Here is an 18302-nt window from a genome sequence, read left to right on the forward strand (position 1 = left end):
TCTACTTGCTCTACTACTGATAATTTAAAAGTCAGCGTGTAATCTCGCTGACTCCTGCGCATCCCTGTGTCCATCTCACTTTCCTTTCCGGTTCTAGAAAAGTGTCAACTTTAATCAGGACGGGTCATAAGATAGAAAAAGGGGCGAATATATCGCCCCTTTTCCATGATCACTTACTAGCCAGCAGATCGATCAAGCCAGCCTGCCGTGGCATTGCTTGAATTTTTTGCCACTGCCGCAAGGGCAAGGATCATTGCGACCTACCTTCAGGGCGTAATTGATTTCTGGCTGGTCAGTACCAAAATCTGCCAGCGGTGCCAGCATTTCTTCAGGCGTTGCATCTGCATCAAAATCAGCGTGCTGATAATGGACGTTTTCAATCTGTGACTGTGCCAGTCTTTCTTCTGCCGCATCAATCTCTTCACGGGATTGTATGCGCACCGTAACCACGGTCCTGACCACTTCGCTTTTGATGGCTTCCAGCATCTGGCCAAACAGTTCGAACGCTTCGCGCTTGTATTCCTGTTTAGGATTTTTCTGTGCATAACCGCGCAGATGTATACCCTGACGCAAATGATCCAGCGCCGCCAGATGTTCACGCCAGTGGGTATCTATGCTTTGCAGCATGACATTGCGCTCGAAACCGGCAAAAGACTCTTTACCAACGATGGCGATCTTTGCGTCATACACTTCATTGGCGGCTTTTTGCACACGCTCCAGAATATCTTCATCCGTGATATTGGCATCGTCTTTGAGCATTTGCGTCAGTGGCAAATCCAGCGCCCATTCGTCACGCAAAACAGCTTCCAGGCCAGGGATATTCCACTGTTCTTCGACTGATTCTGCTGGTACATATTCACGTACGATATCTTCGAACATGCCATGACGCAGCGAAGAAATCAGTTCTGCCATGTCCTGCGCTTCCAGCAATTCATTACGCTGCTGGTAAATCACTTTACGCTGATCATTGGCAACGTCATCGTATTCCAGCAATTGCTTGCGGATATCAAAGTTACGTGCTTCGACCTTGCGTTGCGCGGATTCTATAGAGCGGGAAACGATGCCTGCTTCGATAGGTTCGCCTTCAGGCATTTTCAGCCTGTCCATGATGGCACGGACACGGTCACCCGCAAAAATACGCAGCAAAGTATCGTCGAGCGACAAATAGAAACGGGAAGAACCCGGATCACCCTGACGGCCAGAACGTCCACGCAATTGATTATCAACGCGGCGGGATTCATGGCGCTCAGTACCAACGATGTGCAAGCCGCCGGCATTGACAACAGTCTCATGCAGGGATTGCCATTCGTCGCGCAGTTTTTGCGATTGCGCCTGCTTGTCTGCATCAGACAAAGCGTCATTGGCTTCTATCATTTGCACTTGCTTGGCGACATTACCACCGAGCACGATATCCGTACCACGGCCCGCCATATTGGTAGCAATAGTGATGGCTTTTGGACGACCAGCCTGGGCAATGATTTCTGCTTCACGGGCATGCTGTTTGGCGTTCAGGACATTGTGCGGCAAACTGGCCTTGGTCAGTATGTCGGACAAGAGTTCAGAATTTTCAATCGAAGTCGTACCCACCAACACTGGCTGGCCACGCTCGTAGCAATCCTGGATATCCACCAGCATGGCATTGTATTTTTCTTGCGCAGACTTGTAGACCTGATCCTGCCTGTCCTTGCGTTGCGAAGGACGGTTGGGTGGAATGACCACGGTTTCGAGACCGTAGATTTCCTGGAATTCATAGGCTTCAGTATCCGCCGTACCTGTCATGCCTGACAGCTTGGAGTACATACGGAAATAATTCTGGAAAGTGATCGATGCCAGAGTCTGGTTTTCATTCTGGATGCGCACACCTTCTTTGGCTTCAACCGCCTGGTGCAAGCCATCAGACCAGCGACGGCCTGTCATCATGCGACCAGTGAATTCATCAACGATGACGATTTCACCGTCTTGCACCACATAGTGCTGATCCTTGAAATACAGTGCATGCGCGCGCAGGGCAGCATACAAATGGTGGATCAGCGTGATGTGGGCAGCGTCATATAACGATGCACCTTCAGGCAGCAATCCCATTTGCGTGAGGATGCTCTCTGCCTTGTCATGACCCGCTTCAGTCAGCAAGACCTGATGGGCTTTTTCGTCCTTGGTGTAATCACCATGCACTTCAATCTTGCCTTTGCCATCCGGTGTTTCTTCACCGATTTGCAGTGTCAGCAGTTTTGGTACTTCATTGATTTTGTAATACAGCTCGGTGTGATTCTCAGCCTGACCAGAAATGATCAAAGGCGTACGGGCTTCATCGATAAGAATCGAGTCTACTTCATCGACGACTGCAAAATTCAGGCTGCGCTGTACACGGTCTTTGGCTTCATAGACCATGTTATCGCGCAGATAATCGAAACCATATTCGTTATTTGTGCCGTAAGTGATGTCAGAGCCATAAGCTGCCTGCTTGGCGTCGTGATCAAGTTGCGACAGATTGATGCCGGTAGTCAGACCCAGCCAGCCATACAATTGGCCCATCCATTCAGCATCGCGCTGCGCCAGATAATCATTGACGGTAACAACGTGCACGCCCTTGCCCGACAAGGCATTCAGGTAAATTGGCAGGGTCGCCATCAGGGTTTTACCCTCGCCCGTGCCCATTTCAGCAATTTTGCCGTAATGCAAAACCATGCCACCTATCATCTGCACATCAAAGTGACGCATTTTCAAGACGCGTTTACTGGCCTCGCGACAGACTGCGAAAGCTTCCGGGAGGATGGCATCAAGTGTCTCTCCGTTCGCAACACGTGCTTTGAACTCCGCAGTCTTGGCTTGCAAAGCCTCGTCCGACAAGGCTTCCAGCTTGGGTTCCAATGCGTTGATTTCACGCACCGTCTTTTGGTATTGCTTCAAAAGCCGCTGATTGCGGCTGCCGAATATCTTGGTCAGGAATGACATGCTATGAACGGAAAGTTAAATTCTTAAAAAAATTGTTGAAATAGTGCTTAATTTGACAACAACATTAGGATAACCTGTGATTTTACCATGTGACACTCAATTAACCAGTAATTGCGCAATTCTCCTGCCAACTAAGCAAGAAAATAGATTTTTTAGCAATTACCATGAGCTCCTGGCAAACAATTCCCAGACATGCGCTAGCAGTTGGTGACTGAATCGGCAATCTCAATAGGACTTACGCAAAATTGCCCCAGCAAGGGCTATCGCTCTAAGAAATCGCCCTTGCAGGGGCGGTTCGTTACGTCGGCAGACAACATGTTGTCTGAAACCCCAACTACACCGACAGCGACGACGGCAGTACAAATAGTACGACTAGGAGCTGCAACGCAGCTGGGGCAATTTTTCGTATGTCCTACTTCTGGTTCACAGCGGCAAGATTGGCTTGACTCGCCCCTGCAGACAGGAATTTATGGGGATTTTGCGGCACGCCTTTGACATGTACCTCGAAGTGCAAATGCGAACCAGTGGACCGGCCCGTAGAACCAATGTCAGCAATATGCTGGCCACGTTTCACAATATCGCCGAGCTTGACGTAGATTTTGGAGGAATGGGCATAACGGGTCATGATTTCACCACCATGATCTATTTCTACCATGTTGCCAAATTGCGGATGGTATTCGGCCGCCACCACTACGCCACCAGCAGCCGCGACGATGGGCGTACCGCTGGGACTGGAGAAATCGATGCCTTCATGAAAGGCACTGCGGCCAGAAAATGGATCAAGTCGCCAGCCAAAGCCAGATGCATTATAAGCAACATTAACCGGCTGGATGGTGGGTAAGAGCTTGGATTGCACCTTGAAGCCCATGAGCTTGGTTTCCACCACATTCATATAATCTGAACGGTGTTCTATGTCCACGGACATGGCAGCAAGAGCCGCCTGGAACTCGGCCAGATTCAATTCCTGCGCTGGCTGGGTAGAGACTTCAGGGCCACCACGACCTGGCATTTCCTTGAAATTGAATTCTTCTGGCTTGACGCCTGCAAGACCCTGCACCCGTTCACCAAGTGCATCAAGGCGTATCAGTTGCGCCTGCATTTCGCCTAGCTTGGCGGCCATGGCAGCCAGGTTTTCTTTCATGAACTTGTCTTTATTGCCAGTATCACTACTTGCTGCAGCTACTGGCACCAAATCGCGCAAAAGCGGCAAGTCGGCACTGGCCAGTTTAAGGGTCATGGCAGCCATCAGAGCAGCGCAGAAAGTGATGACAAGCAAAAATGCAAATAAACCAAGAACCACGTGACGGGAAGACAAAGTCACTGACTTTGCCTGGGTAAAACGGGAGTGCATCAAAATGATTTGCATCAATATGCTCCTCTGAAAACGATGGATGACCTATAGCTCCTTGTGAGAGCTGGCCTGTCCTGTTTGTGGTAAGGTAATGCGCATGTCAACATTCTCACGCCCTACCTATCCGATTAACATTAAACGCGGTCGCAAAGTGCCTGGTGCCAGCGAAGCCGGTGACTTTTTGCGCAGTAATGAGAGAATCTCCCAACTGCTACCCACAGTGCAGCGCAATTTGAAGCTGCAAAAAGACTGTGGGTCCATACTGCCGCCGATATTTGCCTCTTGTGAGGTTATGCAAGTAACGGAGGGACAGTTGACGCTTTCCGCGCCGAATGCCGCACTGGCGACCAAATTGAAACAGCAATGCCCGAAACTGCAAGCATTTTTGCAAGAACGGGGATGGCAGATTAACGCAATCCGGATTAAAGTACAAGTCAGGCGTGTCGTGGAGAAACCTGTTGCCGTAAAGCAAATAGCTTTTTCAGGCAAGGCTTTGCAGGCTTTTGGGCAGTTGGAACATGCGCTGGAAGACACGCCACAGAATGCAGACTTACGTGCCGCACTGGGGCGTTTGATACAGCGCCACCGATCTGAAAGCTGAATCAGCAGACCACAAACGCGCCGAAAGCCAGGGCCTTAAGCGAGTGCCCACTCCCTGTCTACTTGCGTGGCATAAGTTGGTGGTGCCATGTCCAGATCGTCAAAACTGACGATTTCATAGGCATCGGGCTGGGCCAATAAAGCGCGCAATAACTGGTTATTCAAGCCGTGACCAGACTTGTGGGCAGTGTAACTGGCGAGGAAGGGATGGCCGATCAGGTATAAATCACCAATGGCGTCGAGGATTTTGTGGCGCACAAATTCATCATCAAAACGCAGGCCATCTGAATTCAGAATGCGGTATTCGTCCATGACGATCGCGTTTTCCATGGAGCCGCCGCGTGCCAGGCCTATGCCTCTGAGCATTTCCACATCCTGCATGAAACCGAAAGTGCGCGCCCTGGCAACATCTTGTACAAAGGTGGCACTAGCAAAATCAACTTCTGCCGTTTGCACAGTACCATCGACTGCCGGGTGATTGAATTCAATAAAGAAATGCAGCTTGAAACCATTGAAGGGTTCCAGTCGGGCCCATTTCTCCGACTTGCCTGCGCCTTCGCGAATTTCTACTGGCTTTAATACACGAATAAATTTCTTGGCCGCGTCTTGTTCCTGCATGCCAGCCTGCTGCAATAAGTAGACGAAAGATGAAGCCGAACCATCCATGATGGGGATTTCTTCTGCGCTGACATCAATGTACAGATTATCTATGCCCAGACCGGCGCAGGCAGACAGCAAATGCTCAACCGTTGATACCTTGCCATGTTCATTCGACAAGGTCGATGCCATGCGGGTATCGCCCACAGCCAGCGCCTGGGCTGGCAAGACCACGGGAGGATTCAAGTCAGTACGTGTGAAGATAATGCCGGTATCTACTGGTGCCGGGCGCATGACGAGTTCAACCTTGGTGCCAGAATGCAGGCCGACGCCAACGGTTTTCACTACTTGTTTGATGGTTCTTTGCTTTAACATCGCGCTATTATAGCGTTTCAGGCAATTTCCCATGCAGGAGTGAGGAAAATTAGCCGTTTCACATATTAAAAATGAATACAAAAACAACAATTCAAATTCGCCCCGCAGCGGTCACTGATCTGGATGCCATGTGCGACCTTGCTGACCAGATCAATGCCCAGCATCATGCTGCTGCCCCCAGAATTTTTGTACAAAAACCGAATCGCGAACTTGACCGCCAGTTCTGGCACGGCACGTTTGAAAACCCGGTCGGCTGTGCATTGCTGGCCTGCGATGAAGAGCAAGTCCTGGGTTTTATCACCATGAGCTGGCATGAAAATGTAACCATCCCCTTCTTGTACCGTCGCCGTATCTGCCGCATAGGCACTATCGTGGTTTCTGACTCACATCAGAAGCTCGGCATAGGGAAGTTATTGATGGATGGCGCAACTAGCTGGGCACGTCAGCATGACGCAGTGGAAATCAGGCTGGAAGTCTTTGACTTCAACCGCAATGCCATGGATTTTTATGCAGCTCAGGGTTATGGCGTGCAGTCACACATCATGAGCAAGTCGCTTGAATAAAAATATCGTATAGTAAAAAAAATGGCGCTCAGTTCAAAAACTGCGCGCCATTTTTTATGCGAGTCAGAAGACCTGATTAGCCTAATTGTGCCAACAGTGTTTCTGCGTTCGACACTTCAAACTTGCCGCCTTCTTCGATATTCAATTGCTTGACGACACCGTCAACAGCCAGCAAGGAATAACGCTGGGAACGAGTGCCCATGCCGAATTTGCTGAAATCTGCATCCAGGCCCAACGCTTTGCTGAAATCTGCATTGCCGTCAGCCATCATGCGCACGATGCCTGTGGATTTTTGATCACGGCCCCATGCACCCATGACGAATGCGTCATTCACAGAGATACACCAGATTTCATCAACGCCTTTGGCTTTCAAATCTGCTGCCAGTGCAACATAGCCAGGCACATGCTTGGCTGAGCAAGTTGGCGTGTACGCGCCAGGCAGGCCAAAAATCGCAATGGTTTTACCTTTGGTCAGGTCTGCGACTTTGAACGTATTTGGTCCGAGTGAACAGCCTTCTGATTCCACTTCAATAAATTCTGCCAAGCTGCCTTCAGGCAGGGTATCGCCAATCTTGATTGTCATTTTATGCTCCCTAGATAAGTATTCGGATATTCATTGCCTTGCTGTATGCCCCTCCGCCAAAAGCAGGAAGTTTGGGCCATATCAACACCGACAGTGAAGGACGCAAGTATGCCTGAGCTAGAATTTTCTTGCAGAGGTTAAAAGAGTAAGGCTTAAGACCTCTCAACACAGAGGCACAGAGGAAGGAAGTCTGCTTGCAAGCAGACTTCGTTACGCAGGCACGCGGCATGCCGCGCGAATTCCCTGCTGCACCACAGAGAAGAGCAAGAGAAAAACAATCGAAATAAGTGCTTGATATCGCGCTGCGCCGAACCAATAGTTTTTTTAAGTATTGTCTTCACCAAAAATAGAATCTTTGCTATAAGTCTGATACCTAACCAAACACAGCATTTCTCTTGCCTTTCTCTGTGCCTCTGTGTCTCTGTGGTGAGCCTTTTGGTCTAGCTTTTCGATCTACCAAATAAAAAACGCCAGCCTCTTCCGAAGCTGGCGTTTTGCAGAAAAACCAGATAAATCAGTCAGCCTGTTTGCGCAGGAAAGCTGGGATATCGTAAGTTTCCATGCCATTTTTTTCCAGGGCACGTACTGTTTCTGACGCAGATTCACGGCGCCATACTGCAGGTTTGCTCAGGCCATCAAAGCCTGCTGAACCAGTTCCAGCACCAGTGCTGATGGTGGCAGATGTCATGACAGGGCTGGCCATTACTGTTTCATTGTGCGTACCGGTACGCAGCATTGGTGTTTGCACCAGCTGAATATTTTTCTTGCCACGGCCAAGACCAGTTGCCACTACCGTTACACGGATATCGTCACCCATGTTGTCGTCGTAAGCGATACCCTGGGCAATCGATGCATCCGGTGCAGCAAAAGCGCGCACTGTAGACATGACTTCCTTGATCTCTTTACCTTTCAGGCCACGGCTGGCTGTGACATTCACCAACACGCCACGAGCACCGGACAAATCGATACCGTCCAGCAGTGGTGATGCAACTGCCTGTTCAGCGGCAATGCGTGCGCGGTCAACGCCGGAGGCAGTTGCCGTACCCATCATGGCCTTGCCTTGTTCACCCATGATCGTTTTCACGTCATTGAAGTCGACGTTGATATGGCCGGGCACATTGATGATCTCGGCAATACCGGCGACGGCATTGTTCAAGACATCATCTGCATGCTGCAGCCATTCGATCATGCTGTCGTCTTCATAAATCTCTTCAAGTTTTTCGTTGAGAATAATGATCAGTGAATCGACATGTTGGGACAAGGCTTCCAGACCTTCGTCGGCGATGTCCATGCATTTCTGACCTTCGTAGGAAAATGGTTTGGAAACCACCGCCACGGTCAGTGCACCCAATTCCTTGGCGACTTGCGCAACTACGGGAGCAGCACCTGTACCTGTACCACCGCCCATACCTGCAGCGATAAATACCATGTGCGCGCCGCGCAATGCGTCTTCAATACGGGCACGGGACTCTTCCGCCAGCTTGCGGCCGACTTCCGGTTTCATGCCTGCACCCAGACCAGTCTCGCCGATCTGTATCACATTGTTTGCTTTAGACTGCAACAGTGCTTGCGCATCTGTGTTTGCTGCTATGAACTCAACGCCGGACACGCCTTTGTTGATCATGTGCTGAACCGCATTGCCGCCTGCGCCACCTACGCCGACAACCTTGATTACGGTGCCTTGTGTGGCGTTATCAACCATATCGAACTCCATCATGACTCCTCCAGGTAGGCAGTTATCAGTCGCTAGGCATCACCGGGGTGTGACGACTAGCGACTAATAACTGTATATCGAACTATTATAAAATGACTACACTAATTTAGATACAAAATACAAGCTAAAAATTCCCTAAAAACCACTCTTTCATGCGTTGCCAGACCGCTTTGGCTGAACCTTCTTGCCGAGTGACCAGATGACCGCGCAAATACTGCTTCTTCGCTTCCAACAACAACCCCAAAACTGTGGCATAACGCAGGCTGCGCACGACATCTGCCAACTGCCCGCTGTACGCTGGCATGCCTAATCTGGTCGGTTTCAAAAAGATGTCTTCTGCCATCTCCACCATGCCCGGCATGGCAGCAGAACCACCTGTCAAAACGATGCCGGATGAGAGCACATCTTCATAACCAGATTCGCGCACCACCTGGTGCACCAGCGCAAACAATTCTTCTACACGTGGCTCTATCACTGCGGCCAAAGCCTGGCGCGATAAAGAACGCGGGCCACGGTCACCCAGACCAGGCACTTCCAGCGTGTCGGACGGGTCAGCCAATACCTGCTTGGCGACACCAAAACGCACCTTGATCTCTTCTGCTTCTGAGGTCGGCGTGCGCAAGGCCATAGCGATATCATTGGTGATCTGGTCACCGGCAATCGGTATCACTGCGGTATGACGTATCGCACCTTCGCTGAACACCGCCACGTCAGTCGTGCCACCACCGATATCGATGAGCACTACGCCCAGCTCTTTTTCATCCTTGGTCAACACTGCTTCTGCCGAGGCCATCGGTTGCAAGATCAGGTCAGATACTTCGAGGCCGCAACGGCGAACACACTTGACGATGTTCTGGACTGCAGACACAGCACCTGTGACGATATGCACTTTGACTTCGAGACGTATGCCGCTCATACCTATCGGTTCGCGCACATCGTCCTGGCTATCAACGATAAATTCTTGCGGCAAGGTATGCAGCAATTGCTGGTCAGTCGGTATATTGACGGCCTTGGCAGTTTCTATCACGCGCGAAACGTCAGCTGCGGTGACTTCCTTATCCTTGATCGCCACCATGCCGCTGGAATTAAAGCTGCGGATATGGCTACCGGCGATCCCGGTGTACACATTGCGTATCTTGCAGTCAGCCATCAACTCGGCTTCTTCCAAAGCGCGCTGTATGGATTCGACGGTGGCCTCGATATTGACGACGACACCTTTTTTCAGCCCCTTGGATTCATGTTGACCCAGGCCTATGACTTCATGCCTGCCGTCAGGCATGACTTCCGCCACGACCGCCACAATTTTTGAGGTGCCGATATCGAGACCAACGATCAGATTTTTAGCGTCTTTTGTCATGTCTTTCCACTTGCTTTTGTTTGCTTTTTTGATCCGATATTACTGTGACTCGATTTGAGCGCCAGGCCATTCGGATAACGCATGTCCACACTTTCAATACTGTCCTGCAAACTGGCCAGCAGTTGCGGGTAAACTGTCATCAATTTATCCACCCTGCTCTTGAGCGTTGTTGCATCCTGCACCCTGCCCAATTGCACCTGCATGCCATTATTCAACTTCAGACTCCAGGCATAACGACTGGAATAATTCACTTCATCCGGTGCCAGGCTGATCTTGGCAAACCAGTTTTTAAATTCCATATACTGCGCGAGCACTTCTTTTTCACTACCCTCTGGCCCACTCAGAGCAACCAGATCTGCATCATCTTCTGCCTCTGCCAGATTGGCGGTGAACACATCGCCCTTGGCAGAAATCAATTGCCCGTTTTCACCCCAGGTACCCAGCGCCACATGTTCTTCCAGAGTGACGATGAGCTTGTTGGGCCATTCTCTTTGCACACTGGCCTTGCGCACCCAGGGTACTGCTTCAAATGCTGTCCGCACTGCATCCAGGTTTGCGGTAAAAAAATTGCCCCTGATCTTGGGTAAAGCTGTATTCCTGATCGTGAGTGAGTTCACATGTCGCAAATCCATACCGTCTGTTGTACTACTCGCTTCCACCCGGATCACACGCAAAGTAAAAAGCGGCCTTTGTATTACCCACCACACACCGGACAACACCAGGATGAACAGCACCAGCCCAAACAGGGCATTCGCGGTATTGTTCATCAGCTTGCTGTCATGCCACATTTTTTACTCTTACTCGTTTACTTTTTTTGTTCAGATTTAATTTTCAAGCTTGCTGTCTTCAAAATTTCCACGCATAAGTCTTCATAACTGATGCCAACTGCCTTGGCTGCCATGGGCACCAGCGAATGCCCGGTCATACCTGGAGAAGTATTAATCTCCAGCAAAAACGGTTTGTTATCCGACTTGCGCAACAAGACATCAACCCTGGCCCAGCCTTCGCAATCCAGAGCACGGTAGGCATCGACAGCCATTTTGCGGATGGCATCCGTCAAATCCTGTTCCAGCACTGCCGGGCAAATATATTGTGTGTCGTCAGTAAAATACTTGTTCTGGTAATCGTAGTTACCGTCGGGTGCCACGATCTCGGTAATCGGCAAGGCATACGCCTGCTCACCCTTACCCAGAATCGCGATTGTCAATTCACGACCTTCAACAAATTCTTCTGCCAGCACCACTTCATCAAACTGGGCCGCCAGAGCATAGGCTTCCTGCATGTCGGAATAACCCACGACCTTGGTAATGCCAATTGTAGAACCCTCATGTGGCGGCTTGATGATCAATGGCAAACCCAGTTCATCCGGCACGCGGCGCAATTCAGTCTGACCTGTCAATACGGCATAAGCAGGTGTGCTCAGGCCGTAGGTTTGCCAGATGCGCTTGGTAAAAATCTTGTCCATGGCGATTGCCGATGCCATCACACCGCTGCCAGTGTAAGGAATATTCAATTGCTCCAGCACACCTTGCAGACTGCCATCTTCACCGTAGCGGCCATGCAGGGCGATGAAGACGCGGTCAAATTTTTCTGCTGCCAGTTCGGCGATACTGCGTTCTGCCGTGTCGAAAGCATGGGCATCTATGCCCTTGCTCAATAGGGCTTGCAGTACGCCAGTACCGGACATGATGGAGATTTCACGTTCAGCCGAACGCCCGCCAAACAGCACGCCTACTTTGCCCAGAGATTTCAAATTCAATTCGCTCATGATGATCTGATCACTTGTTTTCTACATTTACACTGACTGCGCCAGTTTTGCCGGCACAGCATTGATGGAACCTGCGCCCATGACGATGACTACATCGCCGTCTTTCAATATCCGCACTATGCTGTCCGGCATTTCCAGAATATCTTCTACAAATACCGGTTCTACCTTGCCCATGACGCGCAAGGCGCGGGACAGGGAACGGCCATCTGCCGCCAGTATCGGTGCTTCACCTGCGGCATAAACTTCCGCCAGAACAACTGCATCTGCATCAGAAATCACTCGCACGAAATCTTCAAACAAATCACGGGTGCGGGTATAGCGATGCGGCTGGAAAGCCAGTACCAGCCTGCGGCCAGGATAAGCGCCACGTGCTGCTGCCAGAGTAGCCGCCATTTCCACAGGGTGATGACCGTAGTCATCGACCAGGGCGAAAGTGCCGCCATTTGCCAGAGCGATTTCGCCATAACGGGTGAAGCGGCGACCTACACCATTGAATTCGCTCAGTGCTTTTTGAGTTGCCTCATCGCTGACACCGACTTCACGCGCAATCGCAATCGCGGCGCAGGCATTTTGTACATTGTGCATGCCAGGCTGATTCAAACTGACCTGCATATTCTCATAGCCATCTTGCACCACAGTGAAATGCATCTTGCCATTGGCAGCGGTTGCATCAACGGCGCGTACATCGGCATCTTCATGAAAGCCATAAGTGACGATGGGTTTGGAAACAAAAGGCATGATTTCACGCACATTTGCATCATCCAGGCACAAGACTGCAACCCCGTAGAATGGCAGGCGCTGGGTAAATTCGATGAAAGCCTGCTTCAGGCGGGCGAAGTCATGGCCATAAGTTTCCATATGGTCGGCATCGATATTGGTGATGACTTCGATGACCGGCAAGAGATTGAGGAAAGAAGCATCTGACTCATCGGCTTCTGCCACGATGAAATCGCCACTACCCAGTTTGGCATTGGCACCAGCGCTATTGAGCAAACCGCCGATGACGAAAGTCGGGTCCAGACCACCTTGCGCCAGGACGCTGGCGACCAGACTGGTCGTCGTGGTCTTGCCGTGCGTGCCAGCAATCGCGATGCCGCTTTTCAAACGCATGAGTTCTGCCAGCATCATTGCGCGTGGCACGATGGGAATATGTTTGGCGCGGGCAGCGATGACTTCAGGGTTATCGCCCTTTACCGCAGTTGATGTCACGACGGCATCTGCACCCGCAATATTTTCAGCGGCATGACCTTGCACGACATTGGCGCCCAGTTGCGCCAGACGTTTTGAAGCAGCATTGCTACCGAGATCAGAACCTGAAATGGTGTAACCCAGGTTCAGCAAGACTTCGGCAATGCCGCTCATACCTGAGCCGCCTATGCCTACAAAATGGATGTGTTTGACTTTGTGTTTCATGCTAATGCTTCCAGAATATGGGCGATGTTGGCACTGGCTTCGCGCTGCCCCAGGGCATAGGCTGTTTCTGCCATCGCCAGGCATTGCGCTCTGTCCAGTACTTTTAATTTCTCTGCCAGCAAGGCTGGGCTTAATTCAGTTTGTGGCAAATGGATGGCGGCTGTTTGCCCTGCCATCCAGATGGCGTTTTCTTTTTGGTGTGAAGTGCTCGACGCCATGAAAGGCACGAGTATGCTGGCCACACCGGCAGCAGTCAGTTCCGACACGGTAATCGCACCGGCACGGCAAATCACCAGATCAGCCTCGGCATAACGACGCGGCATGTCGTCAATAAAATCCAGCACTTCAGCCTGCACGCCGGCCTGCGCATAACTCTGGCGCAAGGCTTCTATATGCTGTTTGCCAGACTGATGCGTAATCAGCGGACGCTGGCTTTCTGGCAACAAGGCCACTGCCTGAGGTACTGCATCATTCAATACTTTGGCACCCAGGCTGCCGCCAACCACCAGTATGCGCAAAGGGCCTGTGCGATTTGCATAACGTGCTGCTGGCGCGGGCAATTCACAAATTTCTTTGCGTATCGGGTTGCCGATGACAGTAGTTTTGTTATCCGCAGTCACCGTTGCCGATGGCAGGCCAAACAGCAATTTACTGGCGAAAGGACGCAAGGCCTTGTTCGACAACAGCAAGGCAGCGTCAGCATTCATCAGGACTACCGGTTTACCACGCAAGGCAGCCATGATGCCACCTGGCACGGTCACATAACCACCCATGCCCAGGACCACATCTGGCTGGCGACGACCGATGATGTTAAAGCAGCTAAAGAAACTCTTGACCAGCTTGAAAGCCCCGCTGACCGTATGCGATAAACCCTTGCCACGCAAGCCAGAGAAATCAATATTGTCCATGGCGATATTGTGCCTGGGGACGATCTGCCCTTCCATGCCTATCTGCGTACCCAGCCAGCTGACTTGCCAGCCGCGTTCGCGCATGATGTCGGCTATCGCCAGGCCAGGGAAGATATGCCCACCCGTGCCCGCTGCCATGATCAGCAATTTTTTCGGCATTTTTTGTATGACCTGGCTCATGCGCGGCCTCCACGCATCAATACGCGGTTTTCATAATCGACACGCAACAAAATCGCCAGACCCACACAATTAATCATGACACCAGAACCACCGTAACTCATCAAAGGCAGGGTCAAACCCTTGGTAGGCAACAAGCCCAGGTTAACCCCCATATTAATAAACGCCTGCACACCTATCCAGATACCTATGCCCTTGGCCAGCAAACCGGCAAAAGTTTGATCCAGCGCTATCGCTTGCCTGCCGATTTCAAAAGCACGTTTCAGCAACCAGTAAAATAAAAGCACGACCACCATGACACCAACGAAGCCCAGCTCTTCTCCGATGACAGCCAGCAAAAAATCTGTATGCGCTTCTGGCAGGTAATGCAGTTTTTGTACGCTGGCACCCAGCCCAACACCAAATAATTCGCCACGGCCAAAGGCGATCAGTGAATGCGTCAGCTGGTAGGCCTTGCCCAAGGCATGATCTTCTTCAAACGGGCTAAGGTAGGCAAAAATGCGCTCACGCCGCCACGGCGACAGCAAAATCACTGAAGTAAAGATGCCAATCAGGGTTGCGGCAATACCGCCAAACCAGACGCCATTGATACCGCCCAAAAACAGGATGCCCATGGCAATACAAACGATGACACCAAAAGCACCCAGGTCAGGTTCCAGCAATAACAGCAAACCCACGATGCCAACCGCCGCCAGCATGGGCACAAAACCCTTGGTCAGTTTGTGCATGTATTCTTGCTTGCGCACGGTATAGTCAGCCGCATACAAGACCATGAACAACTTCATCAATTCGGATGGCTGCAAATTCAACACCTTGAAAGACAACCAGCGCTTGGCACCATTAACACCCTTGCCCAGGCCGGGTATCAATACAGCCGCCAGCAACACCAGGGTTGCAACAAATAAATAGGGTGCATATTTTTGCCAGGTCGCAATCGGGACGCGGAATACCAAAGCACTGGCGATCAAGGCCACCACGACGAAGATCGCCTGGCGCATGAGGAAATGCGAATTCTTGTAATTGGCATACTTGGGTGAATCCGGCAAAGAGATAGAAGCCGAATACACCATGACCATGCCGAACAGCATCAGGATAATTGTCACCCACACCAAAGGCTGGTCATAGTCCATCATCTTGGACCGGCTGACCAGGTTAGTACTCGCTGGTGCTGCGCCAAACGGAGACCACCTTTGCAATGGGAGCAAGAGCTGACGCATCAGCAAACCTCCCCGCGTGCCAGTGCGATTTCGCGCACGGCATCTACAAACACCTGGGCGCGATGCGCATAATTGCGGAACATGTCCAGGCTGGCACAAGCCGGTGACAGCAAAACGATGTCGCCATCTGCAGCCAGTTCAGCCGCAGCCTGCACTGCCATTTCCAGCGTCGCCACATCGTGCACAGATACACCAGTCACTGCCAATGCCTGCTGCAATTCCTCTTTGGCTTTGCCTATCAGGATGACGGCTTTGGTATAACGTTCTACCGGATCAGCCAGCGGAGAAAAATCCTGTCCCTTGCCTTCGCCACCGGCAATCAAAATAATCCGCTTGTGCAATGCGTCAGATTGCTGACCCAAACCCTTCAAAGCAGCGACCGTAGCACCGACATTTGTGCCTTTGCTGTCGTCGATATAATCAACACCCGCTATATTGGCAACCTGCTCTACCCTGTGCGGCTCACCTTTATAATCACGCAAACCATGCAGTAAAGGCGCAAATGACAAACCTATGCCACGGCACAAAGCCAGAGCAGCCAGGGCATTTGCAGCATTGTGCTGACCACGGATTTGCAGTGCATCGGTCGGCATCAGACGACTGATGATGACCGGCATTTCTTCCACTTCTTTTTTCTTGCGGCGGCTATTTGTCACGACTGGTGCATCTTCTGCCGGATTTGCCACCGCCAGCCAGCCCATGCCATGCTCATTCAGCAAACCCAGATCAGCCAGATGTTTGGGTGCATCGATACCAAAGCTGATAGCATTACCAAGCGGTTTTGCCATGGACATGACGAGTGCATCATCACGGTTCAAGACTTGCAAAGTCTGATCACCAAAAATCTTTGCCTTGTCAGTGCAATAAGCTTGCAGACTGCCATGCCAGTCCAGATGATCCTGGGTGATATTCAAGACCGTTGCCACATCCGCTTGCAGACTATGTGTAGTGTGCAACTGGAAGCTGGACAATTCCAGCACCCAGACTTGCGGCAGGCTGTCTTGATCCAGACATTCACGCAGCACATCAAGTACAGCTGGACTGATATTGCCTGCGACCTTGACTGTCAAACCGGCGCGCTCTACCAGCAAACCAACCAGGCTGGTGACCGTGGTCTTACCGTTCGTGCCAGTGATGGCGATGACTTTCGGCTGGTATTCGCGCTCGGTTTTCAATACCTGTAGTGCCTGGGCAAACAACTCTATCTCGCCCCAGACCGGGATATCTTTTTCAGCAGCTACTGGTAACAGTTCCTGCAATTCACGCAGAGGTGACAAGCCGGGGCTGACTGTCATCAACTCGATATCATCGAGTAATGCCGGGCTGAAAGCACCACCAATAAACTCAAGCTGATCTGACAGGGCCTGCAATTGTGGCAATCTGTCCGGTGCTTCACGAGTGTCGGCAACACGCAGGCGCGCACCGGCGCGCAGCAGCCATTGCGCCATCGCCAGCCCGGTTTCACCCAAGCCCAGAACCAGTACATGTTTACCCGAAAAATCCATATCTGCTATTTCTATCCAACAAAACAAACATCAAACTACTTATTCACTTTTTTAACGCAACTTCAGGGAAGACAAACCTATCAGCACCAGCAACATGGTGATGATCCAGAAACGCACGACAACCTGGGTTTCTTTCCAGCCTTTTTTCTCAAAATGGTGATGCAGAGGTGCCATCAACAGCAGGCGGCGGCCTTCGCCATATTTTCTCTTGGTGTATTTGAAGTAACTGACTTGCAGCATGACTGACAATGTCTCGGCCACAAAAATACCGCCCATGATAAACAGCACAATTTCTTGCCTGACAATGACAGCCACCGTACCTAGCGCACCACCCAGTGCCAGCGCACCTACGTCACCCATGAATACTTGCGCAGGATGGGCATTGAACCAAAGGAAAGCCAGGCCAGCGCCCGCCATCGCACCACAGAAAATCAATAACTCACCAGCGCCAGGTATATGCGGTATCAGCAGGTACTTGGAGTAGCCTACATTACCGGTCAGATAAGCAAACAGGCCCAGGGCAGAACCAACCATGATGGTAGGCATGATGGCCAGGCCATCCAGACCATCAGTAAAATTCACCGCATTGCTGGTACCAACAATGACGCAGTAGGTTAACGCAATAAAACCCCAGACACCGAGGGGATAGCTGACAGTCTTAAAGAAAGGCACGATCAAATCTGCTTTGGGCGGCAAATCCATATTGAAACCGGACTGTACCCAGGCGATAAACAATTCCAGCACTTTGGAATTACTTGGTGCGGATACTGAGAACGCCAGATAAAAAGCAGCGATCAAACCGATCAGCGACTGCCAGAAATATTTTTCCCTGGAACGCATGCCTTCAGGGTCTTTATGAACCACCTTGCGATAATCATCGACCCAGCCGACTGCGCCATATCCCAGAGTGACTATCATCACCACCCAGATAAAACGGTTACTCAAATCGCCCCACAACAAAGTGGAGATGCCAATCGAAATCAAGACCAGTACACCCCCCATGGTTGGTGTACCTGATTTGACAAGATGTGTTTCCATACCATAGCTGCGCACAGCCTGGCCTACCTTGAGCCTGGTCAGCATGCGTATGACGGCTGGACCAGCAAAAATACCGATGGAGATGGCCGTCATCGTGGCAAACACTGCGCGGAAGGTAATAAACCCGAATACGCGCAGCCAGCCTATATCCTGCTTTAACATTTCAGCCAACCAGAGCAACATA

General features: G+C 51.0%; 15 protein-coding genes. 2 read left to right on the forward strand and 13 right to left on the reverse strand.

Translation table 11 applies throughout. The features are described from left to right. Positions 1–192: 192 nt before the first annotated feature. The gene (gene secA, locus ACO0LD_RS16955) at positions 193–2952 is read right to left on the reverse strand and encodes a preprotein translocase subunit SecA (protein ID WP_423008860.1); all 2760 of its coding nucleotides are present in this window, start codon (positions 2950–2952) and stop codon (positions 193–195) included. 412 nt (positions 2953–3364) lie between these two features. Then, positions 3365–4318, reverse strand: a complete 954-nt coding sequence (locus ACO0LD_RS16960) for a M23 family metallopeptidase (RefSeq protein ID WP_423008862.1) — start codon at positions 4316–4318, stop codon at positions 3365–3367. A gap of 82 nt (positions 4319–4400) precedes the next feature. Between ACO0LD_RS16960 and ACO0LD_RS16965 the strand changes: the two genes are divergently transcribed. Further along, positions 4401–4904, forward strand: coding sequence for a DciA family protein (locus ACO0LD_RS16965; RefSeq protein ID WP_423008864.1), 504 nt, complete (start codon positions 4401–4403; stop codon positions 4902–4904). A gap of 35 nt (positions 4905–4939) precedes the next feature. On the opposite strand, the gene lpxC is transcribed toward ACO0LD_RS16965, so the two are convergent. Continuing rightward, complete coding sequence (gene lpxC / locus ACO0LD_RS16970) at positions 4940–5875, reverse strand: UDP-3-O-acyl-N-acetylglucosamine deacetylase (protein ID WP_423008866.1); 936 nt, start codon at positions 5873–5875, stop codon at positions 4940–4942. A gap of 71 nt (positions 5876–5946) precedes the next feature. Between lpxC and ACO0LD_RS16975 the strand changes: the two genes are divergently transcribed. Next, entirely contained in the window at positions 5947–6438 is a 492-nt protein-coding gene (locus ACO0LD_RS16975; RefSeq protein ID WP_423008868.1) for a GNAT family N-acetyltransferase, read from the forward strand. Between the two features lie 76 nt (positions 6439–6514). Here the strand turns inward: ACO0LD_RS16975 and ACO0LD_RS16980 are convergent, their stop codons facing one another. The 10 genes from ACO0LD_RS16980 to mraY form a co-directional block, all read right to left on the reverse strand. Then, positions 6515–7021: a peroxiredoxin gene (locus ACO0LD_RS16980; protein WP_110255260.1), complete on the reverse strand. Its 507-nt coding sequence runs from the start codon at positions 7019–7021 to the stop codon at positions 6515–6517. Positions 7022–7535: 514 nt separating this feature from the next. After that, the gene (ftsZ, locus tag ACO0LD_RS16985) at positions 7536–8735 is read right to left on the reverse strand and encodes a cell division protein FtsZ (RefSeq protein ID WP_423009272.1); all 1200 of its coding nucleotides are present in this window, start codon (positions 8733–8735) and stop codon (positions 7536–7538) included. A gap of 124 nt (positions 8736–8859) precedes the next feature. Next, entirely contained in the window at positions 8860–10092 is a 1233-nt protein-coding gene (gene ftsA / locus ACO0LD_RS16990) for a cell division protein FtsA (RefSeq protein ID WP_110255262.1), read from the reverse strand. After that, complete coding sequence (locus ACO0LD_RS16995; protein ID WP_423008870.1) at positions 10089–10880, reverse strand: cell division protein FtsQ/DivIB; 792 nt, start codon at positions 10878–10880, stop codon at positions 10089–10091. The genes ftsA and ACO0LD_RS16995 overlap by 4 nt, the downstream gene beginning before the upstream one ends. A gap of 17 nt (positions 10881–10897) precedes the next feature. After that, positions 10898–11860, reverse strand: a complete 963-nt coding sequence (locus ACO0LD_RS17000; RefSeq protein ID WP_423008872.1) for a D-alanine--D-alanine ligase — start codon at positions 11858–11860, stop codon at positions 10898–10900. A 27-nt stretch (positions 11861–11887) separates the two neighbouring features. After that, positions 11888–13273 (reverse strand): UDP-N-acetylmuramate--L-alanine ligase, encoded by a 1386-nt coding sequence (gene murC / locus ACO0LD_RS17005; protein ID WP_423008874.1) that lies wholly within the window; start codon positions 13271–13273, stop codon positions 11888–11890. After that, a complete protein-coding gene (murG, locus tag ACO0LD_RS17010) occupies positions 13270–14361 on the reverse strand; it encodes an undecaprenyldiphospho-muramoylpentapeptide beta-N-acetylglucosaminyltransferase (protein ID WP_423008876.1) in 1092 nt (363 codons plus the stop codon). The genes murC and murG overlap by 4 nt, the downstream gene beginning before the upstream one ends. Next, positions 14358–15575 (reverse strand): putative lipid II flippase FtsW, encoded by a 1218-nt coding sequence (gene ftsW / locus ACO0LD_RS17015; RefSeq protein WP_423008878.1) that lies wholly within the window; start codon positions 15573–15575, stop codon positions 14358–14360. The genes murG and ftsW overlap by 4 nt, the downstream gene beginning before the upstream one ends. Beyond that, positions 15575–17080, reverse strand: coding sequence for a UDP-N-acetylmuramoyl-L-alanine--D-glutamate ligase (murD, locus tag ACO0LD_RS17020; protein ID WP_423008880.1), 1506 nt, complete (start codon positions 17078–17080; stop codon positions 15575–15577). The genes ftsW and murD overlap by 1 nt, the downstream gene beginning before the upstream one ends. 51 nt (positions 17081–17131) lie before the next feature. Beyond that, entirely contained in the window at positions 17132–18301 is a 1170-nt protein-coding gene (gene mraY, locus ACO0LD_RS17025) for a phospho-N-acetylmuramoyl-pentapeptide-transferase (RefSeq protein ID WP_423008882.1), read from the reverse strand. Between the last annotated feature and the right edge of the window lies 1 nt (position 18302).

The organism is Undibacterium sp. Ji83W (genome assembly GCF_049340385.1).
In the GTDB taxonomy this organism is placed as follows: Bacteria; Pseudomonadota; Gammaproteobacteria; order Burkholderiales; family Burkholderiaceae_D; genus Undibacterium.